Raw genomic sequence first — 26,806 nt, forward strand, 5'->3', positions numbered from 1 at the left:
GGCGCCTCGACCGCGGCCCGTTCCGGTGGGAGAGACCTTCGACACCGTCGAAGGAGCCGCCGTGGACCAGACGTTCGCCGTTCCCTGGTGGGCGTGGACCGCCCTCGTCCTGACGATCGTGGCCATGTTGGCGGTCGACCTGCTCCTGCACCGCGACCACCACGAGATCGGCCTGCGGGAGGCAGCCACCTGGAGCGCCGTCTGGATCGCCGTGGGGCTCGGCTTCGGCGTGGTCCTCTGGGTCTGGCAGGGCGCCGAGGTGGCCGGCACCTACTACGCGGGCTACCTCATCGAGAAGGCGCTCTCGATCGACAACGTCTTCGTCTTCGCGATGGTGTTCGCCGCCCTGGCCGTGCCGCGACGCCTCCAGCACACGGTCCTCTTCTGGGGCGTCATCGGTGCTCTCGTCTTCCGCCTCGTCTTCATCTTCGCCGGTGTCGCCCTCCTCGAGGCACTCTCGTGGACCGCGGCGCTGCTCGGCGCGCTGCTGCTCTACACCGCCTGGAAGATGGCCTTCCACCACTCGGCCGAGGTCGACCCGCAGCGCAACGTCGTCGTCCGCCTCGTGCGGCGGGTGGTCCCGACGACCCCCGAGTACCACGGCGGACGGTTCTTCGTCCGCGTCGACGGGCGCCGGACGGCGACGCTGCTCTTCGTCGCCCTCGTCGCCGTCGAGGCGACCGACCTCGTCTTCGCGATCGACTCCGTGGCGGCCGTCCTCGCGATCACGACCACGACCTTCATCGTGTGGGCGGCCAACGCCTTCGCCGTCCTCGGGCTCCGGGCGCTCTACTTCTGCCTCGCGGGCCTGCTGGTCCGCTTCGTTCACCTGCACTACGGCCTGGCCGTCCTGCTCGCCTTCGCCGGGGTCAAGCTCGTCCTCGCCCAGACGCCCGTCGGCAAGCTGCCCGTGCCCGTCACCCTCGGCGTCATCGTGCTCACGCTCACGGTCAGCATCGCGAGCAGCCTCTGGAGCACCCGCACCCCATCCCCCACCCCATCTCCCACCCCATCCCCCACTCCGCCCCGTCACCAGACCGCCACCCGAGGAGGACCCGATGACCCTGACAGCCACTGACGCCACCGAGCTGCGCGACACGGCGCTGCCGTCGCCGACGCCCACCGACGTGCTCGCCCTCCAGTCCGTGCGGGACTACCCCGCGGTCTCCGTCCTGTGCAGCACCGAGGCGGCCCCGACCATGAGAACCACCGACCTCGAGCGGCTCGAGGCGCTCGTCGAGGACGCCGTGCGGCGGGTCCACGACGAGTTCGGCGCCGAGGTGTCCGGGGTCGCCCGCGACGAGCTGGGCCGCCTGGTGGACGACGCCCGGCGCCGGCCGACGCGTGCGGCCGTGGCGCTCTTCGTCGGTGGCCTCCACGCCTCCGCGTGGAGCCTGCCCGAGGCCGTCGTCGACCGGGCGGTCGTCGACCCCACCTTCGCCACCCGCGACCTCGTGCGGACGCTGCACCGCACGCCTCGTCACGTCGTCCTCGTGCTGACCGAGCACGAGGCCCGTCTCTTCGACGGGGTCGGCGACTCGATGACGCCGGCGCTCGGCACGCCGTTCCCCCTCGTCGCAGGCCGTGAGCGGCGGGGACGCACCGCGGTGGCCGACCGGCGGACCGATGCCTTCTTCCGCACCGTCGACCGGAGTCTCGGCACCTACCTGAGGGTGCACCCGGCACCGCTGGTCCTCGTCGGCGCCACCCGCACCCTGGCCCGCTTCGTAGCGACGTCGGGCAACCTGCGTCGTCTGGCCGGGCGCATCCACGGCAGCCACGCGCGGACGCCCCTGCCCGAGCTCGCCCGGCTGACCCGACCCGTCCTCGAGGCCTACCTCCGGTCCCGCGAGGACGAGGCCCTCGCCCTGCTCGAGGAACGGACCGGCTCCGGCGCGGTGGCGACCGGCATGCCGGCGGTGTGGCTCGCCTCCCGGGCGGAACGGCCGGAGATGCTGGCCGTCGAGGAGGGGCTGTTCTACCCCGCTCGGCTGAGCCGTGACGGGGACTTCCTCACACCGGCCGAAGACGTCGAGCACCCGGACGTCATCGACGATGCCGTCGACGAGGTCATCGAGGCCGTCCTGCGCCGGGGCGGTTGGGTCGCCCTCGTCCGGGACGGTGCGCTCGCCGACCGGGACCGGGTCGCCCTCACACTCCGCCCGAAGGACCGGGTTCGCTGATCGCGGGGCGCCGGTGGCCGGCTTCGGTACGCTCGGGCCGTGGATGAGCACGACCTCGGCCTGGCCGACGACCTCTACGACGTCATCGGCCTGCTCCGACGCCGTTCGGGCCGCCTCGTCGGCACGCCCCTGCCCCACCTCGCGCTCTCGGGTGCCCAGCTCGAGCTGGCCCGCGTCGTGCGCCGCAACCCCGGCATCACGGTCGCCGAGGCCGCGCGCGTCCTCGGCCTCGCGGCCAACACCGTCTCGACCCTCGTCGGTCAGCTCGTCACCGTCGACGTGCTCGTGCGCGAGCGCGACACGTCCGACCGGCGCGTCGTCCGGCTCGAGCTGACCGCGACCGCCCGCGCCGGCCTCGAGCGGTGGCGCGACCGCCGGGCTGCCTCGACCGCGGCCGCGCTCGCGACCCTCGACGCGGCGGAACGGGAGCACCTCGCGGCCGCGCTGACGACGATCGCGCGGGTCGCCGCGTCGCTGACCGACGACGCCGCCGTGGGCGCCGGCGCGGGCGTGCCTGCGGGCCGGGCGCGCGACTGAACGTACGCTGCTCCGCGTGACCTTCCTGCGCGCCCTGGCGACCCTGCTGCGGGGGCGCGGCTTCCGCCGCCTCTTCGCGAGCCGGGTCGCCTCGTCGTTCAGCGACGGCATCTTCCAGGTCGCCCTCGCGAGCCACGTCCTCTTCAACCCCGAGCAGGCGGCCGACGCCCGCGGGATCGCCATCGCGTTCGCCATCGTCCTGCTCCCCTACAGCGCGCTGGGACCGTTCGTCGGCGTGCTGCTCGACCGGTGGCCGCGACGCCGCGTGCTCGTCGTCAGCCAGCTCGTGCGGGCGACGGCGATGCTCGGCGTCGCGGCGCTCGTCTCCGGCACCGACACGGGGCCCGCGTTCTACGCCCTGGTCCTGCTCGTCTTCTCGGTGAACCGCTTCATCCTCGCGGGGCTCTCCTCCGGCATGCCGCACGTCGTCACCCGGGACAAGCTCGTCAGCGCGAACTCCGTTGCGCCGACGTGCGGTTCACTCGCCTACCTGCTCGGCGGAGCCGTCGGCACAGGGGTGCGGGCGCTCGGCAGCAGCGACGTCGTCGACGTGCTGCTCGCGGCCGCAGGGGTGCTCGGCGCGGCCTGGGTGGCCTCGCGCCTGCCCTTCATCGGTCCCGACGACACGAGTGGCGCACCGTCCGTCGGCCAGATCACGCGCTCGGTCGTGACCGGCCTCGTCGAGGCCGTGCGGATGTTCCCGCACCGCGCCTGGCTCCTCCTCGGCCTCGTCTTCCTCACGCGCATCCCCTTCGGCTTCCTGCTGCTGCAGACGTTGCTGCTCTTCCGCGGGCCTTTCGAGGGCGGCCACGGCGCGATGGGCTTCGGCATCGCGGCCGGCGCCTCGGCCCTCGGTTTCGCATCGGCCGCCTTCGTCACCCCGTGGCTCGCCCCGCGCCTCACCGCCGTGCCGTATGCCGCCCGCATGCTCGCGGTCGGCGCCGTCGTCTGCGCCCTGCTCGGCCCCTTCCTCGTGCCGTGGAGCATCGTCGCCGTCTCCTTCGCCGTCTCGTTCACGTCGCAGTGCGTCAAGATCACCGTCGACTCGCTCCTGCAGGCGCACGTCGACGACCACCTCCTCGGCCGGGCCTTCTCGGCCTACGACGTCGTCTACAACGCCGGCATGGTCGCGGCCGCCGCGTTCGGCGCGCTCGTGCTGCCGGCGAGCGGCCTGGCGTGGTGGCCGCTGCTCGCCTTCGCGTGCCTCTACGGCGGGCTCGCCATGCTGCTCGGCCGGCTCTGGGGTCGGGCCAGCCGGCTCGACCTCGGCCGGACAGTAGGCTGACCCGGTGCTTCCGGAGCTGACCGCCACCCGATACGTGACGCCGCTCAAGGAGGGCGGCTCGCTCCCCGGCATCGTCGAGGCCGACGACGACGGCACCTACGTGCTCAAGTTCCGCGGCGCCGGGCAGGGCCTCAAGGTGCTCGTGGCCGAGGTCGTCGTGGCCGGGATCGCCCGCCTCGTCGACGTGCCCGTGCCCGAGCTCGCCGTCGTGCGCCTCGACCCGCGCATCGCCCGCTACGAGGCCGACGAGGAGGTGCAGGACCTGCTGACCGCGTCGGTGGGCACGAACCTCGGCGTCGACTTCCTGCCCGGCTCCCTCGGCTACGACGGGTCACGGCCACCGGACGCCGACCTCGCCGAGCGGATCATCTGGCTCGACGCCCTGACGGCCAACGTCGACCGCACGTGGGCCAACCCCAACCTGCTCGTCTGGCACGGCCGCACGTGGGCCATCGACCACGGTGCGGCGCTCTACTTCCACCACTCGTGGCCGAGCCGCGCCCCGTCGCCGGAACGCTTCGCGGCGCAGCCCTTCGACGCGAGCCGGCACGTGCTGCGCGACGTCGCCGGCGACGTGGCCCGTCGCCACGACGAGCTGGCGGCCCGCCTGACGCCGGAGGCCCTCGAGGCCGTCGTCGCCGAGGTGCCCGAGGAGTGGCTGGAGACGACCGACGAGCTCGTGGACGCCGACGCGGTGCGGACGGCATACGGCCGGATGCTGCGCGCCCGGCTCGACGGGCCGCTCACCTGGGTGCCGAGCGGGGTCGCCGCGTGAACGCGTACCAGTACGTGCTGCTCCGCCTCGTGCCGCGCGTCGACCGCGAGGAGTTCATCAACGTCGGCGTCGTGCTCTACTCGCAGGACGCCGGGTTCCTCGACGCGGCCTGGGAGCTCGACGAGACGCGCGCTGCGGCGCTCGCCCCGACGTGCGACCTCGACGGCGTGCGCTCGATGCTCGACCGCGTGCGGGCGGTGTGCCGGGGCGAGACCGGGCGCGGGCTGCCGACGCTCGAGAAGCAGGGCCAGCGCTTCGGCTGGATCATCGCGCCCCGCTCGACCGTCGTGCAGCCGGGGCCGGTGCACGGCGGCCTCTGCGACGACCCGGCGGTCGAGCTCGACCGCCTGCTGGGCCGGCTCGTCCGCCCCTGACGAGGACCGTCAGCGCCCGCGCAGCGCCCACATGGCGACGGCGCTCGCCGCAGCGACGTTGAGCGAGTCGACCCCGCCCGCCATCGGGATGCGGATCGTCAGGTCGGCCTCCGCGACGGTGCGGGCCGACAGCCCGTCGCCCTCGGCGCCGAGCACGAGTGCGAGGCGCTCCGGCGGGTCCGACTCGAGGTCGGCGAGCGACACCGAGTCGTCCGAGAGGGCCATCGCCGCGACCTGCAGGCCGGCCTCGTGCAGCAGCCCGATCCCCTGCGGCCACGGGTCGATCCGCGTCCACGGCACCTGGAAGACCGTGCCCATCGACACCCGGATGGAGCGGCGGTAGAGGGGGTCGGCGCAGCGCGGCGTCACGAGCACGGCGTCGACGCCCAGGGCTGCGGCGCTCCGGAAGATCGCCCCGACGTTGGTGTGGTCGACGACGTCCTCGACGACCACGACCCGGCGCGCACCGGCGATGACGTCGGCGACGGCGGGCAGCTCGGGCCGCTGCATCGAGGCGAGCGCGCCGCGGTGCAGGTGGAAGCCCGTGCGCGCCTCGATGACGTCGTGCGCCCCGACGTAGACGGGGATGCCGTCGGCCTCGGCGGCGTCGACGAGGTCGGCGAGGTCGGTGACCCACCGCTCGGCCATGAGGTAGGAGCGTGGCCGGTGACCGGCCGCGAGCGCCCGACGGATGACCTTCTGGCTCTCGGCGATGTAGAGCCCCCGCTCCGGCTCCGTGCGCCGGCGCAGGGCCACGTCGGTGAGGGAGACGTAGTCCTCGAGGCGGGGGTCGGTGGGGTCGGTGATCGCGATCGGCACGCCCGTCAGGGTAGTGCGCGTCGCGGGGGCCGCTCGCCTCAGGGGAACCAGACGAGCTTGACGATGGCGACGACGCCGATGAGCACGATGAGCCCGCGCAGGACCGCCGGCGGGATGCGCCGGCCCACCTTCGCCCCGATGATGCCGCCGACGAAGGCGCCCACCGCGACGAGCAGCACGACGAGCCAGTCGATGTGGTCGCGGGCGAAGAGCACGAAGACACCGGCGGCGACGACGTTGACGACGAGCGAGAGCACGTTCTTGTAGCCGTTGAGCCGCTGGAGCGGCTCGAGGCTCAGGGCGCTGAAAAGGCCCATGAGCAGGACGCCCTGGGCCGCGCCGAAGTAGCCGCCGTAGACGCCGGCGACGAAGACGCCCGCACCCATGGCCGGCGCGTGCCACCCCGGCACCGGCCGGTCGGCCCCCTCGGGGTGCACGCGCGCCTGGATCCGTGGGCCCGCGAGCACGAGCACGAGCGCGATGAGGATGAGCACCGGGACGATGGCGCGGAACGCCGCGGCCGGCAGGACGAGGAGCAGGCTCGCACCGACGACCGAGCCGACGAACGAGAGCGGCACGAGCCGGCGCAGCGCCGGTGCCTGGCCGGTCAGCTCGTGGCGGTAGCCCCAGGCGCCCGTGACCCCGCCGGCCACGAGGCCAATGTTGTTCGACACGTTGGCCACGAGCGGGTTGACGCCGAAGAAGAGGAGCGTCGGGAAGGTGATGAGGGTGCCGGACCCGACGATGGTGTTGATGAGGCCGGCGCCGGTGCCGGCCAGTGCGACGGCGACGGCGGACCAGAACGACACCCGGTCACCCTACAGAGGGTGACCGGGTGCCGGTTGCCCGGTCGCCTGCGTGGGCGGCCGCGCGGTCGTGCTCAGCGCGTGCCGGGCGCCTCCGTCGGGTTCTCGGGCAGGTCGGCCGGGGCCGGCGGCGCGACGGCCGGCGGCTCGGCGGCCTCGGGCAGCTCGGGAGCGGCCGGGGCCGCGACAGCGGGCGGCGCGGTGACCGGCCGGGTCTCGACCTCCGGGGTGACGCTCGCGGCCTGCGGGCGGTAGAGCGGGGCGGCCTGCTCGGTCGACTCGGCGCTCGCCTGCGCCGCCTGACCCCGGGCCTCGGCGAGCGCCTTGGCCGGGTCCTCGAGCACCGTCTCGGCGAAGGCGTCGTCGTCCGACTCGCCCGGGTCGACCCAGGGCTCGTCGTCCCCGCCGCCGGTCGGCGCGGTCTCCGCGCCACCGAGCGCGTTGCCGATGCCCTTGAGGGCGTCGGTCAGTTCGGACGGGATGATCCACATCTTGTTCGAGTCACCGCGGGCGAGCTGCGGCAGCACCTGGAGGTACTGGTAGGCGAGCAGCTTCTGGGTCGGCTTGCCGCGGTGGATGGCCGAGAAGACCTGCTGGATGGCGCGGGCCTGGCCCTGTGCCTCGAGGATGCGGGCCTGCGCCGAGCCCTCGGCGCGCAGGATCTGGCTCTGCTTCTCGCCCTCGGCCGTGAGGATGGCCGACTGCTTGAAGCCCTCGGCCGTGAGGATCGCGGCGCGACGGTCGCGCTCGGCGCGCATCTGCTTCTCCATCGTCTCCTGCACCGAGTGGGGCGGGTCGATCGCCTTGAGCTCGACGCGGTTGACGCGGATGCCCCACTTGCCGGTGGCCTCGTCGAGGACGCCCCGCAGCTGGCCGTTGATCTGGTCGCGGCTCGTCAGGGCCTGCTCGAGGTCGAGCGAGCCGATGACGTTGCGCAGCGTCGTCACCGTGAGCTGCTCGATGCCCTGGATGAAGTTGGCGATCTCGTAGACCGCTGCCTTGGCGTCGGTGACGGAGTAGTAGATGACGGTGTCGATGTTGACGACGAGGTTGTCGCTCGTGATGACGGGCTGCGGCGGGAACGTCACGACCTGCTCACGCAGGTCGATGTTCGCGCGCACCTTGTCGACGAACGGGATGAGGAAGTGGATCCCCGCCGTCAGCGTCTTGTTGTAGCTACCGAGCCGCTCGACGATCTGTGCGGTCTGCTGCGGCACGATGCGCACGGTGCGCAGCACCACGACGATCGCGAGCAGCAGGATGAGCAACGGAATGATGAGTACCGGGTCCACGGGTTCCTCGACCTTCTCCCTGTGCGGTCCGCGCTCCCCCGAGGGGCGCGGCGTGTGCGAACAGCCCGGGTGGACCGTTCGGTCGTTCGTCTGGTGTCGTCGGTGTCTCAGCCCCCGACGAGGTGGGCGCGGCTGACGATGGCGGTGGCGCCGTCGATGGAGTCGACGACGACCTCCTCGCCGGGCTCGATGCTGTCGCCGAGGGTGCGGGCCGACCACGTCTCGCCGGCGAGCTTGACCTGCCCGCCCTCCGGGGTCACGCGGTCGAGGGCGACCGCCGAGCGCCCGACGTGGGCCGCCGTGCCCATCAGCTGCGTCGGCGACGACGCCTGGAAGCGCGAGCGGAGCCACGGGCGCACGACAGCGAGCAGCGCGACCGCGACGAGGGCCGCCACGACCGCCTGGACGGCCGGCGGGGCCCCGAAGGCGGCGGCGACCGCGGCGCCCGCGGCGCCGCCGGCGAGCATGAGGAAGGTGAAGTCGACGGTCAGGGTCTCGATGGCGACGAGCACGAGGGCGACCCCGAGCCACACCATCCATGCGTGCCCCTCGAACACGTGCAACACCCTGCCTTCGTTCGGGTTGGCATGGGACGCCGACGTCCCGTGCGTCACTCCTGTGACGTTCTCAAGTCTGCAACAGTTCCCTCGGAGGATCGGTCGAGCGAGGCAACGGGACGGTCTCGATCACGAGGCGGCGCGCGCCGACCACCGTTCGCCGTGCTGCTCGAGCACGAGCGGCAGCCCGAACGTCTCGCTGAGGTTCTCCGCCGTCAGGGTGAGTGGGATCGGCCCGGCGGCCACGACCCGCCCGTCGCGGATCATCAGCACGTCGGTGAACGACGGCGGGATCTCCTCCACGTGGTGGGTCACGAGCACCATGGCCGGCGCCTCGGTGTCGGCGGCGAGCGCCCCGAGGCGGCGCACGAGGTCCTCGCGGCCGCCGAGGTCGAGGCCCGCAGCCGGCTCGTCGAGGAGCATGAGCTCGGGATCGGTCATCAGGGCCCGGGCGATCTGCACACGCTTGCGCTCGCCCTCGCTCAGCGTGCCGTAGGGCCGGTCCGCGAGGCGCTCGGCGCCGAGGGCCCGGAGCAGCTCCATCGCGCGCACGTAGTCCACCGGGTCGTAGCTCTCGCGCCAGCGGCCGATGATGCCGTACGACGCGGTGACGACGACGTTGCCGACGAGCTCGCCGGCCGGGATGCGCTCGGCCATCGACGAGCTGGCGAGACCGATCCGCGGGCGCAGCTCGAAGACGTCGACCGCCCCGAGCACCTCGCCGAGGACGCCGGCCACACCGCTCGTCGGGTGCATGCGGGCCGCGGCGACCTGCAGGAGCGTCGTCTTGCCGGCACCGTTGGCGCCCAGCACGACCCAGCGCTCGCCCTCCTCCACCTCCCACGTCACGTCGTCGAGCAGCGTGGAGGCACCGCGGCGGACGGTGACTCCGGCGAAGGCGAGGACGTCGCTCATGACCCGACCCTATGGCACGGCCTCGAGGCTGCTGCGGCGGCGCACCCTACGATGGCGTCGTGTCCGAGCTGCCCGCCTCCGTGCGCCTCGCCCTGTGGATGACGGCATCGTGGCGGGGCGACCTCGACACGACGGCCGCGCTCGGCCGCGCCTTCCCCGACCTCGACCACGTCGCGGGTGACCTCGCCCGCCTCGACGTGTGGCGTGACCTCGGCGAGCGCGCCCTCTTCGTCGCGCTCCCCCGCCCGGGAGACCCGAGCCGGATGCCGCGGGGCTCGACCGCCGCGACCGCGCACGCCGCGGAGGCGGGCGAGTGCGTCTTCGTGGCCGGCCTCGGCGGGGTGCTCGTGCCGACCCTCAGCGAGTTCGGGCCCGAGGGTGACGTCGGCGTGCGGGCGGACTGGACCGCCTACGAGGCCGACCCGATCCCCCGGCACCGGCTCGAGATGCTCGACCTGCGCGACATCGAGCGCGGCCTGCTGCTGCGACTGCGCGAGCACACCGAGCGCTTCGAGCAGGTCGGCGGCCACCCGTGGGGCGACGAGGCGCGCGCCGAGGCCCAGGCCGACCTCGACACCGCCCTCTGGGGCATCCCACCCTCGACGTCGGGCCGCGCGCTGCGCATCATGTCGCTCGCGGCGAACCTGTCCCGCCTCGCGCACCGCACCCTCGGCCTGACCTCGCTCGGCTCCGGCGGCCTCGACGCCGGCACGGTGCGCACCCGGGGGGTGCTGCTGCGCGACCTGGCGGCCGACGCCGACGCGGCCCTCGCCGACGCCACGAACGTGGCCGTCATGTCGATCGCCGGCTGGCGTCCGGCCTAGTCGGCAGCGCCGGAACCGGCGGGCGCCTCGGGTGTCTGCCCCTCGAGGCGGGCGACGACCGCCCGGGCGTAGGCGCGCTCGGCGTCGATGTCCGCGTGGCGCGCGGTGCCACCCGCGGGCGTGACGACGGTGACGGCATACCCCCCGTCGAGCTTCTCGAGCGAGACGAACGCGTCTGCGAGCAGGTCGCGCAGCTGCTCCTCGCGCGGGAGCCACACCACCTTGTCCTGCTCGACGCTGTCGAGCGCCCACTCGGTCGTGCCGTTGAAGCCGATGACGTCACCGGTCGTGAAGTGGTGGACGTCGACCGTGAGGTCGCTGATGACGAAGACGTCCTGCTCCATGCCGTCGACGGGCACGACGAAGCGGTCGCCGGAGGCAGGCTGCCAGGTGAGCCCCGCGTCGGCGAGGCGGCGGGCCAGCTCGATGGTCAACATGGGCACCATCGTCACATCGACCCGGCGAGGCGCCAAGCAACCCTAGATTTGCCCCATGACGCAGCCGCCGCAGCAGCCCTCGCCGCCCGTCCTCGACGCCCTCGACGAGGAGGGGATCGAGCGCATCCTCTGCGTCGCGGCCCACCCCGACGACCTCGAGTACGGCACGGCTGCGGCCGTCGACCGCTGGGTCAGGGCGGGCAAGCAGGTCACCTACCTGCTCGTCACCCGGGGCGAGGCCGGCATCGACACGGTGCCGCCGGCGCAGGCGGGGCCGCTGCGCGAGCAGGAGGAACGCGACGGCGCGGCACGCGTGGGGGTCGAGGTCGTCGAGTTCCTCGACGGCTTCTCCGACGGCGTCGTCGAGTACGGCCTGCCGCTGCGGCGCGCCGTCGCGCGCGAGATCCGGGTCCGCCGCCCCGACCTCGTCGTCACCGCGACGTACGCCGACCGCTTCCCGAACGGCATGGTCAACCAGGCCGATCACCGCGCCGTCGGGCTCGCCGTCGTCGACGCCCGCGCCGACGCCGGCAACCGGTGGATCTTCCCCGACCTCGTCGACGAGGGGCTCGAACCCTGCGCGGTCCCCCGCGTGCTCGTCGTCGCCGACCCGGCCCCGACGCACTTCGTCGACGTCTCCGGGCACCTGGACGCCGCGATCGCCTCGCTGTCGGCCCACGCCGCCTACCTCGAGGCGCTCGGGCCCGACTACCCGACGCCGACGGAGCTGCTCGGGTCCGTGCTGGGTGCGCCGGCCGAGGTGACCGGCGTGCCGCATGCCGTCACGGGCCGCCTCATCGGCTGAGCGGGTGTCCGTCCGGCCGCGTCGAGCACCGGCCGCGACGGGTCCGCCGCGTCAGGGGCCGAGGACGGTGCGGTAGACCTCGAGGGTGCGGTCGCCGATCGAGTCCCACGAGAAGGAGTCGACGGCCCGCTGCCGGCCGGCGCGGCCGAACGCACGGGCGCGGTCGACGTCGGAGACGGCCTCGTTCAGCGCCGCGGCGAGGTCGGCGACGAAGCGGTCGGGGTCGACCGGCGTGCCGGTGCCGTCCTGCACCTGCTCGATGGGCACGAGCCAGCCCGTCTCGCCGTCGACGACGACCTCGGGGATGCCGCCGGTGGCGGTGGCGACGACCGCCAGCTCGCACGCCATGGCCTCGAGGTTGACGATGCCGAGCGGCTCGTAGACCGAGGGGCAGGCGAAGACGGTGCCGTGGGTGAGCAGCGCCGCGACCTCGTGGCGCGGCAGCATGTCGGCGATCCACACGACGCCCTCGCGTCGGGCCTTGAGCTCGTTCATCAGGCCCTCGACCTCCGCGAGGATCTCCGGGGTGTCCGGCGCCCCGGCGCACAGCACGAGCTGGACGTCGGGCGGCAGCTCGGCGCAGGCCCGCAGCAGGTAGGGAAGGCCCTTCTGGCGGGTGATCCGGCCGACGAAGACGACCGACCGGCGGTCGGGGTCGACGCCGTGCCGACGCACGATGTCGGCCGCCTCGGGCGACCGGTCGGCCGACCACATCTGGGCGTCGATCCCGTTGTGCACCACGTGAACCCGGTCGGGATCGAGCGAGGGGTAGCTGCGCAGGATGTCGTCGCGCATGCCGGCGCTCACGGCGACGACCGCGGCGGCCGCCTCGTAGGCGGTGCGCTCGGCCCAGGACGACACGCGGTAGCCGCCGCCGAGCTGCTCGGCCTTCCAGGGCCGCATCGGCTCGAGGGAGTGCGCGGTCACGACGTGCGGCATACCGCCGAGGAGCGACGCGAGGTGGCCGCCGAAGTTGGCGTACCACGTGTGGGAGTGCACGAGGTCGGCCCCGACGCAGTCGCCGGCGAGGCTGACGTCGACGCCAAGGGTCTGCAGGGCCGCGTTGCTCCCGGCCAGCTCCGGCAGGTCGGGATAGGCCGTCGTGCCGGCCTCGTCGCGGTCGGCGCCGAAGCACCGCACCCGCACGTCGACGTCGCCGCGGGCGCGGAGGGCCCGCACCAGCTCGGCCACGTGCACACCGGCCCCTCCGTAGACCGCCGGGGGGTACTCCTTGCTGAGGATGTCTACGCGCACGGTCCGACCCTAGCCCCGCGAGGACCCCCCGGCGCGGAATCCGTCAGCCAATGGGCGGACCGAACCTGCCCCCGGTCCGCACCGCTGCCCTAGGGTGGCCCTCATGGCCCGACGAAGCCCAGCCGCTGGTCCCAAGGTCCTTGCCATCGTGCTCGCGGGGGGTGAGGGAAAACGGTTGATGCCGTTGACTGCCGACCGCGCCAAACCAGCGGTGCCGTTCGCCGGGATCTACCGCCTCATCGACCTCGCGCTGTCGAACGTCGTCAACTCCGGCTACCTCCAGGTGGTCGTGCTGACGCAGTACAAGTCGCACAGCCTCGACGCGCACGTGACGAAGACGTGGCGCATGTCGACGCTGCTCGGCAACTACGTGACGACCGTCCCGGCGCAGCAGCGCGTCGACAAGAACTGGTACCTCGGCAGCGCCGACGCGATCTACCAGAGCCTCAACCTCATGCACGACGAGCGGCCCGACATCGTGGTCGTCGTCGGCGCCGACCACGTCTACCGCATGGACTTCAGCGCCATGGTCGAGCAGCACATCGAGTCGGGGGCGGCGTGCACGGTCGCCGCCATCCGCCAGCCGATCTCGCTCGCCAACCAGTTCGGCGTCATCGAGGTCGACGACGACGACCCGAAGCGCATCGCCGCCTTCCTCGAGAAGCCGAGCGACCCGAAGGGCCTGCCGGACAACCCCGACGAGGTGCTCGCCTCGATGGGCAACTACGTCTTCACGGCCTCCGCGCTCGAGCAGGCCGTGACGGCCGACCACGACGCCGAGTCGAGCCATGACATGGGCGGCGACATCGTGCCCTGGTTCGTCGCGCGCGGCGAGGCCGGCGTCTACGACTTCAAGGACAACGAGGTGCCCGGCGCCACCGACCGCGACCGCGGCTACTGGCGCGACGTCGGCACCATCGAGTCGTACTACGACGCGCACATGGACCTCATCTCGATCCACCCGGTCTTCAACCTCTACAACTACGAGTGGCCGATCTACACCCAGCACAGCCCCTACCCGCCGGCGAAGTTCGTCCACGGCAGCGGCGACCGCATCGGTGAGGCGCTCAACTCGGCCGTGTCGCCGGGCGTCGTGGTGTCGGGCGCGCACATCTACGCCTCGGTGCTCTCGCCGCTCGTGCACGTGCACTCGTACGCGAGCATCCAGGGCTCCGTGCTGCTCGACGGCGTCGAGGTCAACCGGCACGCGCAGATCCGCCGCGCCATCATCGACAAGAACGTCGTGGTGCCCGAGGGCTGCCAGATCGGGATCGACCACGACCACGACCGGGCGCGCGGGTTCCACGTCACCGAGACCGGCATCGTCGTCGTCGGGAAGGGTCAGGTGGTCACCCGGTGACCGCCGGCGACCCGACCTCCGCCGCCGCGGTCGACCCGGCGGCAGCCGACCTGCCGGCGCCGGTGAGCGTGGGCGACCCCCGACCCGCCCGCGTCGGCATCCAGGTGCCGCCGCAGCACGCCACGTGGGCGCAGATCCGGCGCACCGCGGCCACGCTCGAGGAGCTCGGCGTCGACGTCCTGCTCAACTGGGACCACTTCTTCCCCCTGAGCGGTGACCGCGGCGGGCTGCACTTCGAGTGCTGGACGATGCTGGCGGCCTGGGCCGAGTCGACCGAGTCGGTGGAGATCGGCGCCCTCGTCACCTGCAACAGCTACCGCAACCCGAGCCTGCTCGCCGACATGGCCCGCACCGTCGACCACATCAGCGACGGCCGGCTCGTGCTCGGCATCGGGTCGGGCTGGGCGCAGCTCGACTACGACGAGTACGGCTACGAGTTCGGCACGGCCGGTGGGCGACTCGACGACCTCGCCCGCGACCTGCCGGTGATCCGCGACCGCTGGTCGCGGCTCAACCCCGCCCCGACGCGCGACATCCCGATCCTCATCGGCGGAGGCGGCGAGAAGAAGACGCTGCGCATCGTGGCCGAGCACGCCGACATCTGGCACGGCTTCGGCGGGCCCGACGAGATCGCGCACAAGCACCGGGTGCTCGACGAGTGGTGCGCGAGGCGCGGCCGCGACCCCCTCGAGATCGAGCGGTCGGCCGGCGTCGCCTTCGTGCCCGGTCGCAACCCCGACCAGACCGGCGACTACGCCGGCAACGCCCAGCAGCTCCACGACATCGGCACCCGGCTCTTCACGGCCAGCGTCGCAGCCGCCGACCCCGACCTCGGCCGGGTGCGCGACCTGCTCCAGTGGCGCGACGAGGTCAACGCCGCCGGGTAGGGACCGGCCATGTGGACCGCAACGTTCTGGGGACTCGTCGGCGGGGCCGCGCTGCTCGTCGGTGCCCTCCTCGGCCTCTTCGCCCGGGCCTCCAACCGGGTCATCGGCATCGTCATGGCCTTCGGCGCCGGCGTCCTCATCAGCGCCGTCGCCTTCGAGCTGACCGAGGACGCCTACCGCAGCGGCGGCGCGACGCCGGTCGTGGTCGGCCTCGTCAGCGGCTCGCTCGTCTTCTTCGTCGGCGACTGGCTCATCGACCGGCGCGGTGGGCACCGGCGCAAGAGCCCCACCGGCGAGCACCAGCAGGGGGCCGGAGCGCTCGCGCTCGTGCTGGGGGCGCTGCTCGACGGCATACCGGAGTCGGCGGCGATCGGCGTCAGCGTCCTCGGCGGCGGGGAGGTGGGCATCGCCATGGTCGCGGCGGTCTTCCTCTCCAACGTGCCGGAGTCGATGTCGGCGAGTGCCGGCCTCAAGCGGGCCGGGCGCTCGACGGCGCACGTGCTGCGGCTCTGGATCCTCGTCATGCTCGCGTCCGGGGCGGCTGCTGGCCTGGGTTACGTTCTGCTGGAAGGGGCCTCACCCGAGACGGTCGCCGTCATCCAGACCTTCGCCGCGGGCGCCATCATCACGATGCTCGCGGACACGATGATGCCCGAGGCCACCGAGCACGCCGGTCGGCTCGTCGGGCTCGTCACGATGCTCGGCTTCGCCCTCGCGTTCCTGCTCAGCGCGGTCGGCTGAGGACGGGCGCGGCCTCGGGCAGCCGGATGCCGGAAGGCGTGACCGCCCGCCGGGCGTCCTCACTACCCTGACGCGGGTGACCGACGCGACCCGCACGGACGAGCCCGACTTCCAGACCCTCAGCATCACGGTGACGGGTGACGACCGCCCGGGCGTCACCGGCACGCTGCTCGGAGCCCTCTCCGGCTTCGGGGCCGAGGTGCTCGACATCCAGCAGGTCGTCGTGCAGGGCCACCTGACGTTGACGGTGCTGCTCCGACCCGGCGCGAAGGTCGAGCAGCTGCGCGACGCGGCGGCCGTCGCCGCGCACCGGCTCGGGGTCGACCTCCGGGTCGTCGAGGGCACGGGCGACAACCGGCGATCGCGCCAGGGCCGGGCCGCGGTCGTGGTGCTCGGCGCCCCGCTCAGGGCCAGCGCCGTGTCGCTCGTCACCTCGCGGATCGCCGACCACGGCGCGAACATCGACCGCATCCGCCGGCTGTCGCGCTACCCCGTGACGACCGTCGAGTTCGACATCTCCGGCGCCGACGTCGCCTCCCTGCGCACCGAGCTCGCCCTCGTCGCCACCTCGGAGGGCATCGACATCGCCGTCGCCCCCGGCGGGCTCGCCCGTCGCGGCCGACGGCTCGTCGTGCTCGACGTGGACTCCACCCTGATCCAGCAGGAGGTCATCGAGCTGCTGGCCGCGCACTCGGGCCGCGAGGCCGAGGTCGCCGAGGTGACGGCACGCGCCATGGCGGGCGAGCTCGACTTCGAGGAGTCCCTGAGAGCGCGCGTCACGACGCTGGCCGGCCTGCCGGCATCCGTCCTCGACGACGTGCGCGAGGCCGTCCAGTTGACGCCCGGGGCGCGCACCCTCGTGCGCACCCTCAAGCGGCTCGGCTTCACGGTCGGGCTCGTCAGCGGCGGCTTCATCGAGATCGTCGGCGCGCTCGCCGACGACCTCGGCATCGACCACGCGCGCGCCAACCGGCTGGAGATCGAGGACGGCCGTCTCACCGGCCGCGTCGTCGGCGAGGTCGTCGACCGCGCGGGCAAGGCACGCGCGCTGCGGGAGTTCGCCGAGCAGGAGGGCCTGCCGCTCAGCCGCACCGTCGCGATCGGCGACGGGGCCAACGACCTCGACATGCTCGACATCGCGGGGCTGGGGGTCGCCTTCAACGCCAAGCCGATCGTGCAGGAGCAGGCCCAGACGTCGGTCAACGTGCCCTACCTCGACTCGGTGCTCTACCTGCTCGGCCTGAGCCGCGAGGAGATCGAGGAGGCCGATCTCGACGACGGCACGCCGACCCAGGCTCCGCCGGTCCCCCACGCCGGTCACTAGGCTGGCTCGATGCAGACCCCGTCGCCGACCACCACGCCGAGCCCGCGCGGACCCCGTCGCACGCTGCTCATCATCGGTGGGGCCGAGGACCGCATCGGTCGCTCGGTCGTGCTCAAGCGCTTCGTCAAGCTCTCCGGCGGGCACCGTGGCCACATCGTCGTCATCCCCACCGCCTCGTCGTACGCCGAAGAGGTCTCGGAGGCCTACCGCGACGTCTTCACCCGGCTGCGCGGCGGCGACGTCAGCGTCGTGCACCCGCAGACACGCCGCGACGCGACCGACCCGCACCTCGTCGAGCTGCTCGACCGCGCCACCGGGGTGTTCCTCACCGGTGGTAGCCAGGTCAAGCTCGCCCAGAGCATCGTCGGCATGCCGGTGGGCGACGCCATCCTGCGCGCCCACGAGCGTGGCGCCGTCGTGGCGGGCACCTCGGCCGGTGCCTCGATCATGAGCCGCTTCATGATCTCGCTCGGCGAGGAGGGGCTCACCCCGCGTCAGCGCGCGAGCCAGATCTCCGCGGGCCTCGGGCTCGTCGAGGACATCATCATCGACCAGCACTTCGACCAGCGCGGCCGCTACGGCCGGCTCATGTCGATGGTCGCGGCCTCCCCCAACCTGCTGGGCATGGGCATCGACGAGAACACGGCGGCCGAGATCCGCGACGACGGCGTCATGTCGGTCATCGGTGCGGGCTCGATCTTCCTCGTCGACGCCCGCAACGCCATCACCGACGCGGCCGACGCCCGCCGCGGCGCGCCCCTGCTCGTCTCGGGAGCCGTGGTGCACTCGCTGCCGACGGGCAGTACGTTCGACCTGGGCCACGTCGAGCTGACCGCCTTCGTCGAGCGCCACCCCGACATCGAGGGTGCGGTCGTCCCGGCCAAGCTCCGCTCGGCCCGCACGAGCGACGCACGCCACTGAACCACCGTGCACGACCCGCACCACCTGCACGAACCGCGCCACCTGCACGACCTGCACGACCTGCACGACCTGCACGATCCGAGCGACCCCGAATGACCCCGTAGGAGAACAGCGATGGCCGTCGAGGTACCCACCCCCACCGGACCGGCACGACCGGACCTCACGATCCTCGAGACGAGGATCTACCGCGGGCCGAACGTCTGGTCCTACCAGCAGGCGATCCACCTCGTCGTCGACCTCGGCAGCCTGGAGGAGTATCCGACCGTCTCGCTCGACGGCTTCACCGACCAGCTCATCGAGCTCGTGCCCGGCCTCGAGCGGCACACCTGCTCGCTGGGCCGCCGTGGCGGCTTCATCGAGCGCCTCCGTGAGGGCACCTGGCTCGGCCACGTCGCCGAGCACGTCGCGCTCCAGCTGCAGACCCTCGCCGGCCACGACTCGCGCCGCGGCAAGACCCGCGCCGTCAAGGGCCGCCCGGGCTGCTACAACGTCGTCTACAGCTACACCGACGAGACCGTGGGCGTGGCGGCCGGCAAGCTCGCCGTCCGGCTCATCAACCACCTCGTCGAGGCCGAGGACGGCTTCGACTTCGAGACCGAGTTCAACGCCTTCCTCCGGCAGGCCGAGCGGGTCGCGTTCGGGCCGTCGACGGCCGCCATCCTCGAGGAGGCGGCCTCGCGCGACATCCCCTACATCCGGCTCAACTCGGCCTCCCTCGTGCAGCTCGGCCAGGGCGTGCATGCCCAGCGCATCCGCGCCACCATGACGTCGAGGACCGGCGCCCTCGCCGTCGACATCGCGGGCGACAAGGACCTCACGACGAAGCTGCTCGGCTCGGCCGGCCTGCCCGTGCCCAAGCAGGAGGCCGTCCGCACCCTGCGCGGCACCCTCGAGGCCGCCCGCCGCATCGGGTTCCCCGTCGTCGTCAAGCCGCTCGACGGCAACCACGGCCGCGGTGTGTGCCTCAACCTGATGAGCGACGAGGAGGTCGAGAAGGCATACGAGATCGCCAAGGCGGAGTCGCGTCGGGGCACCATCGTCGTCGAGTCGTTCGTCACCGGCCGCGACTACCGCTGCCTCATCGTCGGCGGTCGCATGCAGGCCATCGCCGAGCGCGTGCCGGCGCACGTCGTCGGCGACGGCACGCACACCGTCGCCGAGCTCGTCGACATCACGAACGCCGACCCGCGGCGCGGCGTCGGCCACGAGAAGGTGCTGACGAAGATCAAGGTCGACGCGAACGCGATCGACATCCTCGAGGGCCAGGGCCACACGCTCGAGTCGGTGCCGCCCGAGGGCGAGATGGTCAAGCTCGCACTGACGGGCAACATGTCGACGGGCGGCATCTCCATCGACCGCACGTTCGACGCCCACCCCGACAACGTCGAGATCGCCGAGGAGGCCGCGCGCATGGTCGGCCTCGACGTCGCCGGCATCGACTTCATCTGCCCCGACATCACCTACCCGGTGCGCGAGACCGGCGGCGCCATCTGCGAGGTCAACGCCGCCCCCGGCTTCCGGATGCACACCCACCCCACCGTCGGCGAGCCGCAGTTCATCGCCAAGCCCGTCGTCGACCTGCTCTTCCCCCCGGGCGCCCAGTCGCGCGTGCCGATCGTCGCCGTGACGGGCACCAACGGCAAGACGACGACGTCGCGGATGATCGCGCACATCTTCAAGGGGCTCGGCCGCAAGGTCGGCATGACCTCGACCGACGGCGTCGTCATCGACGAGCGGCTCGTCATCAAGGCCGACGCGTCGGGCCCGCGGTCCGCGCGGATGGTGCTGCAGAACCCGCGCGTCGACTTCGCCGTCATGGAGGTCGCGCGTGGCGGCATCCTGCGTGAGGGCCTCGGCTACGACCGCAACGACATCGCCGTCGTCACCAACATCGCGCCAGATCACTTGGGGATGAAGGGGATCGACACCCTCCGCCAGCTCGCCGACGTCAAGGCCGTCATCGTCGAGGCCGTGCCGCGCGACGGCTTCGCCGTGCTCAACGCCGACGACCCGCACGTGCGCAACATGCGCCGGCGGTGCTCGGGCGGCATCGTCTGGTTCACCATGTCGGAGCCGGGCAGCGAGGTGCGCGAGTTCGTCGACGACTACTGCCGTCGCGGCGGCCGGGCCGTCGTGCTCGAGCCGAGCGACCGCGGCGAGATGATCGTCATCAAGCACGGCCGCCGCAGCATGCAGCTCGCCTGGACCCACCTGCTGCCGTCGACCTTCGGCGGTGCCGCGCGGTTCAACGTCGCGAACGCCCTGGCTGCGGCCGGCGCGGCGTTCGCGGCCGGCGCGCCGCTGCACGACATCCGGCAGGGCCTGCGGACCTTCGCGACGACGTACTACCTCTCCCCCGGCCGGCTCAACCTCGTGCAGGTGGCCAATGCGGAGGTCTTCGTCGACTACTGCCACAACGCTGCCGGCATGAAGGAGCTCGGCGCGTTCGTCGACCGCTACGCCGAGCAGAAGCAGGGCCAGTCCGACCTCGGCCGCACCTCGCGCATCGGCATGATCGGCGCGGCCGGTGACCGCCGCGACGACGACATCCGCGAGCTCGGCGAGGTCGCGGCGCACCACTTCGACGTCATCGTCGTGCGCGAGGACGAGCGCCTGCGCGGCCGCAAGCCGGGCGAGGCCGCCGAGCTCGTGGCCGAGGGTGCCCGCACGGCCATGGCCGCCGGTGCGCGCTGCCGCCAGGTCGAGATCGTGCTCGACGAGCTCGAGGCCACCCGGCACGTGCTCGCCCGCACCAACCCGGGTGACCTCGTCGTCATGTGCGTCGACCAGCACTCGATGGTCGTCGCCGAGCTCGAGGAGCGCACCAAGCACGCCCAGGCTGGCGCCCGCATCGGCGCGCCCGCCGCCGCCACGAGCGACCCCGACCTCGACCCGAGCACCCTCACCGAGACGGCCGAGGCCGAGGGCGAGGAGGCCGACGCCGAGGCTTTCGGCGCCGTGCCCGACAAGGCCGACGACACCGCCATCTGAGGAGTCCGCAGCCGCGGCGCCCGTCCCGCCGAGGCTGGAACTGCGCCAGGGCGCGGTTCCAGCCGGCCGGCATACCCGATCACGGCTGGAACTGCGCCACGGCGCGGTTCCAGCCGGCCGGCATACCCGATCACGGCTGCAAGTGCGCCACGGCGCGGTTCCAGCCGGCCGGCATACCCGATCACGGCTGCAAGTGCGCCACGGCGCGGTTCCAGCCGACCGGCATACCCGATCACGGCTGGAACTGCGCCACGGCGCGGTTCCAGCCTCAACCAGGCCCGATTCACGGCTGGAAGTGCGCCACGGCGCAGTTCCAGCCGGCCGGCATACCCGATCACGGCTGGAACTGCGCCACGGCGCGGGTTGCGTATGCCGGGTCGCGCGGTTCCGCTCGCACCGCGCCGTTCGCGGGTGGTCGGGTCAGTCGGCGGCCGGGGACAGCTCGTCGGCGTAGGCGCGCAGGGCCCGGCGGTAGGCCTGGGTGTCGACGTCGGTCGTCGCCTCGAGCGTGCCGCGGATCAGGTCGGCCAGGCCCTGCCGCTCCTGGCCCAGGTCGGCCTGCACCAGGGCCCGGAACATCAGGGCCGCGGTGTTGTGCGGCCGCGAGGCGAGCACGTCGTGGAGGAGCGGCAACGCCTCCGCGGGCCGGCCCACGACCCGCAGGCTCGAGGCGAGCTGCAGCTGGGCGCGGTGCCGGTGCGGCTCCTTGAGCCCTGCCGACAGCGCCTGCTCGTAGAGGCCGATCGCGCCCTGCTCGTCACCCGAGGTGTCGTGCGCACCCGCGAGCTCGAAGACGAGCCGCGCGTCGCCGGGGTGGTCGTCGACGAGCTGCTGGGCCGTCGCGATCCGTGCCGCGTCGTCCGTCGTCTCCCAGAGCGCCGCGATCTCGGACTCCAGCTCGTGCTCACCGCGAGCGGCCACGACCTTGCGCCGGATCGAGCGGGCGTCGTCGACCTTGCCGCCGTTCGCGCGCACCCACGCGTCGACCTCGGCCCGCTCGGCGTGGCACATGAGCGCCACGACGTCGCCGTCGTGGGCGTGCTGCACTAGGGTCTCGAGGGCCGCGAGCTCGGTGTAGTGGCTCGGCACGTCGAGCACGCCGACCTTGGCCAGCCCCTCGCGGAACAGCCCGAGCAGCTCGTCCTCGGTGCGGCCTCGCAGGTAGTGGGCCGCGACCTTGAGCGCGACCTCCTCGGCGCCGTGGCCGGCGATCTCGCCCATCGACACGATCGCCTCGTCGGCGCGGTCGCCCGCGCAGCCGAGGCCGAGGCGCACCGCGCCACCGGGCGCGGCCAGACCGCGCGAGACCTCGAGCAGCGCCTCGAGGCCGGCCTCGTTGTGCGCCATGTCCATGATGACCGTGGCCTTGCCGCCCCCCTCGAGCGGCACGGAGTACGTGTTGAGCCGGCCCCAGTTGTGCTCAGGGTCGGGCGCGAAGGTGCGCAGCCCCTCGACGACGGCCGAGCGTGGCACCCCGAGGCCGAGCGCCGCCGCCGCACCAGCGAGCGCGTTGGCGATGTTGTTGCGCGACAGTCCGCTCAGCGTCATCGGCACGTCGACGATCTTGACGAGCCGGTCGGGGTCGCCGTTGGGCGAGAGCACGACGATCTCGCCGTCGAGCACGGTGATGCCGCGCCCGCCCGAGTTGATCGACTCCCAGAGCGCGGGCGAGGCCGGGTCGAGGCTGAAGGCCCACGGCTTGGCCTTGATGCCGAAGCGCATGGCCCACACGCGTGGGTCGTCGCCGTTGAGCACCACCCAGCCCTGCGGCTTGGTCACCGTCGTGACGATGGCCTTGACCTCGGCGAGCTGGTCGAGGGTGTCGATGCCCTGCATCCCGAGGTGGTCGGCGCTGACGTTCGTCACGACGCTGACGTCGTTGGCCGTGACGCCCATCCCCTTGAGCAGCATGCCTCCCCGGGCCGTCTCGAGGATGCCGATGTCGAGCCCCGGCGTCTCGAGGACACCGCGCGCGCCGGCGGGTCCGGAGAAGTCGCCCTCCTCCTTCGTCTCCCCCATGACGACGACGCCGTCGGTGGAGCTCCACGCCGTCGTGAGCCCGGCCGTCATGCACATGTGCGCCATGAGCCGGGTCGTCGTCGTCTTGCCGTTCGTGCCGGTCACCGAGGCGACGGGCACGGTCGGGGTGAGCACGCTGGGGCCCGGGCCGTCCGGCGCGGCGAGGATCTCGGCGGCGGCCGCCTCGATGACCTCGTCGGCCCGGCGCGAGCGGTCGAGCAGGCCGGCCATGACGGCGCCGACCTGCTCGCCGGCCACGCGCCCGCGCGTGCGGTGCACCCACGGGAATGCGAGCACGACGTCGAGGGCGGTCTGGCCGGCGCGCACCCGCACGCCGAGCCGGCCCGCGCCGATCTCGGTGCCGAGGCGGCGCATCACCGTGCGGATGACGCGCATGACGAAGCGCTGGCGCAGCGCGGTGCCGCGTCGCCCGGGCCGCGCCGACCGCATGCCCAGCCGGGCGGCGAGCGCCTCGGCCTCGGTGCGCCGGAGGTCGAGGTAGCCGGGCAGGTGCAGGATCACCTTGATGGCCGGCCGGGCGAAGTAGAGGTTGGGCCCGTCGAGCACCCGCACCTCGTCGACGCGCACCGCCGGCGGCGCGGCCGGTGCGGCCGCGCCCGAGGCGGTGGCGGGCTCGACGTCGGTCGACTGGGGGCTGGGCTCGGTCCCGGCGTGAGGCATGGGCAGGACTCTATCGAGCCGCGCCAGCCGTCCGCGCGTGACGACCCGAGACCGGGCCGGTCACTGGCCCATCGCGTGCACGCCGCCGTCGACGTGCACGATCTCGCCCGTCGTCGCCGGGAACCAGCCCGAGAGCAGCGCCGCGCACGCCTGCGCCGCCGGCACCGGGTCGTTGACGTCCCAGCCGAGCGGGGCGCGCTCGTCCCAGATCTGCTCGAACTGCTCGAAGCCGGGGATCGACTTGGCCGCCGTCGTGCGGATCGGGCCGGCCGCCACGAGGTTGCACCGCACGTTCTTCGGGCCGAGGTCGCGCGCGAGGTAGCGGTTCGTCGACTCGAAGGCGGCCTTGGCCACGCCCATCCAGTCGTAGACCGGCCAGGCGAACTTCGCGTCGAAGGTCAGGCCGACGACGCTGCCGCCGGACGTCATGAGCGGCAGGGCCGCGACGGCGAGCGCCTTGAGGCTGTAGGCCGAGATCTGCACGGCCGTCGACACGTCCTCCCACGTCCCCTCGAGGAAGTTGAAGGCGCCCTGCGGCGCGAAGCCGATGGAGTGCAGCACGCCGTCGAGGGAGTCGACGTGCTCACCGAGGCGCTCGGCGAGGGTGTCGAGGTGCTCCTGGTTCGCGACGTCGAGCTCGATGACCTCGGGCGTCACCGGCAGGCGCTTGGCGATCGTCTGCGTGATCCGCATCGTGCGCCCGAACGAGGTGAGCACGACGGTCGCGCCCTCCTGCTGGGCGATCTTCGCGACGTGGAACGCGATCGAGCTGTCCATGAGGACGCCGGTGATGAGGAGCTTCTTGCCTTCGAGGATTCCCATGTCTGCGACTTTCTCTCCGTGGGTGGGGGCGCGTGGCGCACGAGGGTAGTGACGGCATCCGGGGGCGTATGCCGTCCGCTGGGCTCAGTGCCCCATGCCGAGTCCGCCGTCGACGGGGATGACGGCGCCCGTCACGTACGCCGCGTCGTCGCTCGCGACGAAGCGCACGACGGCGGCGACCTCCTCGGGCGTCGCGAACCGGCCGGCGGGGATGTTCGCGAGGTAGGCCTTCTTCTGGTCGTCGGGCAGCACGGCCGTCATCTCGGTGTCGATGAACCCGGGCGCGACGACGTTCGCGGTGATGCCCCGGCCGCCGAGCTCGCGCGAGATCGAGCGGGCGAGGCCGACGAGGCCGGCCTTGGAGGCGGCATAGTTCGTCTGCCCCGGCGAGCCGTAGAGCCCGACGACGCTGCTGATGAGCACGATCCGGCCGCGGCGCTTGCGGATCATGCCGGTGGCGGCGCGACGCGCGCAGCGGAAGGCGCCGGCGAGGTTCGTGTCGATGACCGAGTCGAACTCCTCGTCGCTCATCCGCATGAGGAGGGTGTCGCGGGTGATGCCGGCGTTGGCGACGAGCACCTCGACCGGACCGCCGAAGATCTCCTCGGCGGCAGTGAACGCGGCGTCGACCGACGCGGTGTCGGTCACCTCGCAGATGACGCCCTCGAGGCCCTCCGGGGGCTGCCCGGAGCGGTGCGTGACGACGACCCGGTCGCCGGCCTCCTGGAAGGCCCGGGCGATCGCGAGGCCGATGCCTCGGTTGCCGCCGGTCACGAGCACGTTGCGCGCCTCGGTCGTTGCCACGTTTCCTCCATCCGCCGGCGGGTGCCGGTGTCGCTGTCTGCCCGAAACCTAACGGACTACCCAAGGGTAGACAGCCACGTCCCGGGCCTGTCGGAACCGGCTTATGGTGGATGGGTGCCAAGAGCGAAGAACGAGCCCGTCGTGCACTCGGTCACGTCGGCTGCCACGTCCACCACGGACGACCAGGACCAGCGGGTCAAGCGCTACCTCACGATGATGGGCATCCGCATCGCGTGCTTCGGCCTGGTCTTCGTCACCTCCGGCTGGCTGCGCTGGACGGCCGTGCTCGCCGCCGTCTTCATCCCCTACGTGGCCGTGGTGCTGGCCAACGCCGTGAGCCCCCGCCAGGCGGGCAGCATCCAGTCGGTCGTCCCGCGTGACGACACGCGGCGGATCGAGCGGTGACCGCCTCGTTCCTGTCGGGCTCCGGCGGGGCGAGCGTGGACGGGCAGGTCTGCAGCGCCAAGGGCTGCCGCAACGACGCCGTGCACGCGGTCGTGTGGAACAACCCCAAGCTCCACGAGCCGGAGCGCCGCAAGGTGTGGCTCGCGTGTGAGGAGCACCGGCAGTCGCTCACCGACTTCATCAGCCTGCGCGGCTTCCTCATCGAGGTCGTGCCCGTCGAGACGCTCACCGCCGCCGACGGCTGAGGCGCTCGTCGCGTATGCCGTCCGCGTCGTCCCGAGCGCCGGGTCACCTGGCGCGCGGCGCGATGCACATCGTGATGCAGATGGTGCTGCGCCCGCTGGGGTGATCACCCCATCACCTGCAGCATGATCGGCAGCACGCCGCGCGAGGCCGCGTGCAGGCTCCCGCGGAACCCCGTGACTCACCCCACCGCGGCGGGCCAGCGGTGCCGACGCCAGTGCGCCCAGCTGGCGAAGCCGGCCGGCGGCTCGTCGAGCGGTTCGGTGCCGTCGAGCTCCCCCGGGGTGGGCACCTCGAACTGCGCGGCCCACGACGCGAGCTCGACGTCGCTCATCGGCCACGTCGTCCCGGGCGCGAGCCGTTGGCGCTCGTCGACCCGTCGGCGCTGCTCGGCCGGGTGCAGCGGCAGGTGGACCAGCAGGGCGACGGCTCCGACCTCGCGGGCCGCGTGCCGCAGGCAGGTGCGCTCGTCGCGGCCCCACAGCCCGAAGTCGAGCACGACGTCGACGCCCAGGTCGAGGGCTCGCAGCGCCACGTCGACGAGCCGGCCCTCGATGACGTCCGAGGCCATCGGCGGGTTTGCCTCGCCGAAGAGTGCCTTGACCCACTCGTCCTTGGTCAGCCGCAGGGCGCCGCGCTCGGCCTCGAGCCTCCGCGCCGTCGTCGTCTTGCCGGTGGCCGGGAGCCCGACCGTCAGCAGCAGCGTCGGAGCCCGCGTCATGTCGTCCCCTCCCTCGCCCGCACC

The 26,806-nt window shown here is 72.9% G+C and carries 27 protein-coding genes; 16 read left to right on the forward strand and 11 right to left on the reverse strand.

Annotation, left to right across the window (positions count from 1 at the left end; genetic code table 11):
- Positions 1-61: 61 nt before the first annotated feature.
- The 6 genes from ABD979_RS18040 to ABD979_RS18065 are packed head-to-tail and all read left to right on the forward strand — an operon-like array spanning position 62 to position 5,154.
- Positions 62-1,078 carry a TerC family protein gene (locus ABD979_RS18040; protein ID WP_345508897.1) on the forward strand — a complete coding sequence of 339 codons (1,017 nt, stop codon included), beginning with the start codon at positions 62-64 and terminating at the stop codon, positions 1,076-1,078.
- Positions 1,059-2,183, forward strand: coding sequence for a baeRF3 domain-containing protein (locus tag ABD979_RS18045; RefSeq protein ID WP_345508898.1), 1,125 nt, complete (start codon positions 1,059-1,061; stop codon positions 2,181-2,183). Before ABD979_RS18040 ends, ABD979_RS18045 begins: the two co-directional genes overlap by 20 nt.
- Positions 2,184-2,222: 39 nt before the next feature.
- Positions 2,223-2,720: a MarR family winged helix-turn-helix transcriptional regulator gene (locus tag ABD979_RS18050; protein WP_345508899.1), complete on the forward strand. Its 498-nt coding sequence runs from the start codon at positions 2,223-2,225 to the stop codon at positions 2,718-2,720.
- A 16-nt stretch (positions 2,721-2,736) separates the two neighbouring features.
- Positions 2,737-4,005 carry an MFS transporter gene (locus tag ABD979_RS18055; RefSeq protein ID WP_345508900.1) on the forward strand — a complete coding sequence of 423 codons (1,269 nt, stop codon included), beginning with the start codon at positions 2,737-2,739 and terminating at the stop codon, positions 4,003-4,005.
- Between the two features lie 4 nt (positions 4,006-4,009).
- Positions 4,010-4,780 carry a HipA family kinase gene (locus ABD979_RS18060; RefSeq protein WP_345508901.1) on the forward strand — a complete coding sequence of 257 codons (771 nt, stop codon included), beginning with the start codon at positions 4,010-4,012 and terminating at the stop codon, positions 4,778-4,780.
- The gene (locus tag ABD979_RS18065; protein WP_345508902.1) at positions 4,777-5,154 is read left to right on the forward strand and encodes a DUF3037 domain-containing protein; all 378 of its coding nucleotides are present in this window, start codon (positions 4,777-4,779) and stop codon (positions 5,152-5,154) included. Before ABD979_RS18060 ends, ABD979_RS18065 begins: the two co-directional genes overlap by 4 nt.
- A gap of 9 nt (positions 5,155-5,163) precedes the next feature.
- On the opposite strand, the gene ABD979_RS18070 is transcribed toward ABD979_RS18065, so the two are convergent.
- From ABD979_RS18070 to ABD979_RS18090, 5 genes are all read right to left on the reverse strand, one after another.
- The gene (locus ABD979_RS18070) at positions 5,164-5,973 is read right to left on the reverse strand and encodes a TrmH family RNA methyltransferase (RefSeq protein WP_345508903.1); all 810 of its coding nucleotides are present in this window, start codon (positions 5,971-5,973) and stop codon (positions 5,164-5,166) included.
- 38 nt (positions 5,974-6,011) lie between these two features.
- Positions 6,012-6,782: a sulfite exporter TauE/SafE family protein gene (locus tag ABD979_RS18075; RefSeq protein ID WP_345508904.1), complete on the reverse strand. Its 771-nt coding sequence runs from the start codon at positions 6,780-6,782 to the stop codon at positions 6,012-6,014.
- A gap of 71 nt (positions 6,783-6,853) precedes the next feature.
- Positions 6,854-8,071: an SPFH domain-containing protein gene (locus tag ABD979_RS18080; RefSeq protein WP_345508905.1), complete on the reverse strand. Its 1,218-nt coding sequence runs from the start codon at positions 8,069-8,071 to the stop codon at positions 6,854-6,856.
- Positions 8,072-8,178: 107 nt separating this feature from the next.
- Complete coding sequence (locus ABD979_RS18085) at positions 8,179-8,628, reverse strand: NfeD family protein (RefSeq protein ID WP_345508906.1); 450 nt, start codon at positions 8,626-8,628, stop codon at positions 8,179-8,181.
- Positions 8,629-8,757: 129 nt separating this feature from the next.
- Positions 8,758-9,543, reverse strand: coding sequence for an ABC transporter ATP-binding protein (locus tag ABD979_RS18090; protein ID WP_345508907.1), 786 nt, complete (start codon positions 9,541-9,543; stop codon positions 8,758-8,760).
- 59 nt (positions 9,544-9,602) lie between these two features.
- Here ABD979_RS18090 and ABD979_RS18095 point away from each other — a divergent pair, with 59 nt between their 5' ends.
- The gene (locus ABD979_RS18095; protein ID WP_345508908.1) at positions 9,603-10,367 is read left to right on the forward strand and encodes a hypothetical protein; all 765 of its coding nucleotides are present in this window, start codon (positions 9,603-9,605) and stop codon (positions 10,365-10,367) included.
- On the opposite strand, the gene ABD979_RS18100 is transcribed toward ABD979_RS18095, so the two are convergent.
- Complete coding sequence (locus tag ABD979_RS18100) at positions 10,364-10,804, reverse strand: pilus assembly protein CpaE (RefSeq protein ID WP_345508909.1); 441 nt, start codon at positions 10,802-10,804, stop codon at positions 10,364-10,366. The genes ABD979_RS18095 and ABD979_RS18100 overlap by 4 nt on opposite strands.
- A 55-nt stretch (positions 10,805-10,859) precedes the next feature.
- Between ABD979_RS18100 and ABD979_RS18105 the strand changes: the two genes are divergently transcribed.
- Positions 10,860-11,609, forward strand: coding sequence for a PIG-L deacetylase family protein (locus ABD979_RS18105; protein ID WP_345508910.1), 750 nt, complete (start codon positions 10,860-10,862; stop codon positions 11,607-11,609).
- Positions 11,610-11,660: 51 nt separating this feature from the next.
- On the opposite strand, the gene glgA is transcribed toward ABD979_RS18105, so the two are convergent.
- Entirely contained in the window at positions 11,661-12,863 is a 1,203-nt protein-coding gene (gene glgA / locus ABD979_RS18110) for a glycogen synthase (RefSeq protein WP_345508911.1), read from the reverse strand.
- Positions 12,864-12,966: 103 nt separating this feature from the next.
- On the opposite strand from glgA, the gene glgC reads away from it, so the two are divergent.
- From glgC to cphA, 6 genes are all read left to right on the forward strand, one after another.
- Positions 12,967-14,223 (forward strand): glucose-1-phosphate adenylyltransferase, encoded by a 1,257-nt coding sequence (glgC, locus tag ABD979_RS18115; RefSeq protein ID WP_345508912.1) that lies wholly within the window; start codon positions 12,967-12,969, stop codon positions 14,221-14,223.
- 62 nt (positions 14,224-14,285) lie between these two features.
- The gene (locus ABD979_RS18120; protein ID WP_425584007.1) at positions 14,286-15,110 is read left to right on the forward strand and encodes an LLM class F420-dependent oxidoreductase; all 825 of its coding nucleotides are present in this window, start codon (positions 14,286-14,288) and stop codon (positions 15,108-15,110) included.
- Positions 15,111-15,119: 9 nt separating this feature from the next.
- Complete coding sequence (locus tag ABD979_RS18125) at positions 15,120-15,851, forward strand: ZIP family metal transporter (protein WP_345508913.1); 732 nt, start codon at positions 15,120-15,122, stop codon at positions 15,849-15,851.
- Positions 15,852-15,927: 76 nt separating this feature from the next.
- Positions 15,928-17,175 (forward strand): phosphoserine phosphatase SerB, encoded by a 1,248-nt coding sequence (gene serB, locus ABD979_RS18130; protein WP_345508914.1) that lies wholly within the window; start codon positions 15,928-15,930, stop codon positions 17,173-17,175.
- Between the two features lie 9 nt (positions 17,176-17,184).
- The gene (locus ABD979_RS18135; protein ID WP_345508915.1) at positions 17,185-18,096 is read left to right on the forward strand and encodes a cyanophycinase; all 912 of its coding nucleotides are present in this window, start codon (positions 17,185-17,187) and stop codon (positions 18,094-18,096) included.
- Between the two features lie 114 nt (positions 18,097-18,210).
- The gene (gene cphA, locus ABD979_RS18140) at positions 18,211-21,087 is read left to right on the forward strand and encodes a cyanophycin synthetase (RefSeq protein WP_345508916.1); all 2,877 of its coding nucleotides are present in this window, start codon (positions 18,211-18,213) and stop codon (positions 21,085-21,087) included.
- Positions 21,088-21,507: 420 nt separating this feature from the next.
- Here cphA and ABD979_RS18145 read toward each other — a convergent pair whose 3' ends face one another.
- The 3 genes from ABD979_RS18145 to fabG all read right to left on the reverse strand — a co-directional run bounded on the left by ABD979_RS18145 (position 21,508) and on the right by fabG (position 25,413).
- Positions 21,508-23,787, reverse strand: coding sequence for a tetratricopeptide repeat protein (locus ABD979_RS18145; RefSeq protein WP_345508917.1), 2,280 nt, complete (start codon positions 23,785-23,787; stop codon positions 21,508-21,510).
- Positions 23,788-23,847: 60 nt separating this feature from the next.
- The gene (gene fabI / locus ABD979_RS18150; RefSeq protein ID WP_345508918.1) at positions 23,848-24,609 is read right to left on the reverse strand and encodes an enoyl-ACP reductase FabI; all 762 of its coding nucleotides are present in this window, start codon (positions 24,607-24,609) and stop codon (positions 23,848-23,850) included.
- A gap of 84 nt (positions 24,610-24,693) precedes the next feature.
- Entirely contained in the window at positions 24,694-25,413 is a 720-nt protein-coding gene (gene fabG / locus ABD979_RS18155) for a beta-ketoacyl-ACP reductase (RefSeq protein ID WP_345508919.1), read from the reverse strand.
- Positions 25,414-25,527: 114 nt separating this feature from the next.
- Between fabG and ABD979_RS18160 the strand changes: the two genes are divergently transcribed.
- Entirely contained in the window at positions 25,528-25,818 is a 291-nt protein-coding gene (locus tag ABD979_RS18160; RefSeq protein ID WP_345508920.1) for a DUF3099 domain-containing protein, read from the forward strand.
- On the forward strand, positions 25,815-26,063 hold the full coding sequence (locus tag ABD979_RS18165; RefSeq protein WP_345508921.1) for a hypothetical protein: 249 nt from the start codon (positions 25,815-25,817) through the stop codon (positions 26,061-26,063). Before ABD979_RS18160 ends, ABD979_RS18165 begins: the two co-directional genes overlap by 4 nt.
- A gap of 179 nt (positions 26,064-26,242) precedes the next feature.
- On the opposite strand, the gene ABD979_RS18170 is transcribed toward ABD979_RS18165, so the two are convergent.
- Positions 26,243-26,782: a P-loop nucleotide/nucleoside kinase family protein gene (locus ABD979_RS18170; protein WP_345508922.1), complete on the reverse strand. Its 540-nt coding sequence runs from the start codon at positions 26,780-26,782 to the stop codon at positions 26,243-26,245.
- Between the last annotated feature and the right edge of the window lie 24 nt (positions 26,783-26,806).

It is taken from the genome of Terrabacter aeriphilus, from assembly GCF_039542985.1.
In the GTDB taxonomy this organism is placed as follows: Bacteria; Actinomycetota; Actinomycetes; order Actinomycetales; family Dermatophilaceae; genus Terrabacter; species Terrabacter aeriphilus.

Bases quoted from the DNA above. Each gene is read 5' to 3' on its own strand.
- ABD979_RS18045 (WP_345508898.1), top strand. From the start codon at position 1,059: ATGACCCTGACAGCCACTGACGCCACCGAGCTGCGCGACACGGCGCTG.
- ABD979_RS18090 (WP_345508907.1), bottom strand. From the start codon at position 9,543: ATGAGCGACGTCCTCGCCTTCGCCGGAGTCACCGTCCGCCGCGGTGCC.
- ABD979_RS18100 (WP_345508909.1), bottom strand. From the start codon at position 10,804: ATGTTGACCATCGAGCTGGCCCGCCGCCTCGCCGACGCGGGGCTCACC.
- ABD979_RS18105 (WP_345508910.1), top strand. From the start codon at position 10,860: ATGACGCAGCCGCCGCAGCAGCCCTCGCCGCCCGTCCTCGACGCCCTC.
- glgC (WP_345508912.1), top strand. From the start codon at position 12,967: ATGGCCCGACGAAGCCCAGCCGCTGGTCCCAAGGTCCTTGCCATCGTG.
- ABD979_RS18125 (WP_345508913.1), top strand. From the start codon at position 15,120: ATGTGGACCGCAACGTTCTGGGGACTCGTCGGCGGGGCCGCGCTGCTC.
- ABD979_RS18135 (WP_345508915.1), top strand. From the start codon at position 17,185: ATGCAGACCCCGTCGCCGACCACCACGCCGAGCCCGCGCGGACCCCGT.
- cphA (WP_345508916.1), top strand. From the start codon at position 18,211: ATGGCCGTCGAGGTACCCACCCCCACCGGACCGGCACGACCGGACCTC.
- ABD979_RS18145 (WP_345508917.1), bottom strand. From the start codon at position 23,787: ATGCCTCACGCCGGGACCGAGCCCAGCCCCCAGTCGACCGACGTCGAG.
- fabI (WP_345508918.1), bottom strand. From the start codon at position 24,609: ATGGGAATCCTCGAAGGCAAGAAGCTCCTCATCACCGGCGTCCTCATG.
- ABD979_RS18170 (WP_345508922.1), bottom strand. From the start codon at position 26,782: ATGACGCGGGCTCCGACGCTGCTGCTGACGGTCGGGCTCCCGGCCACC.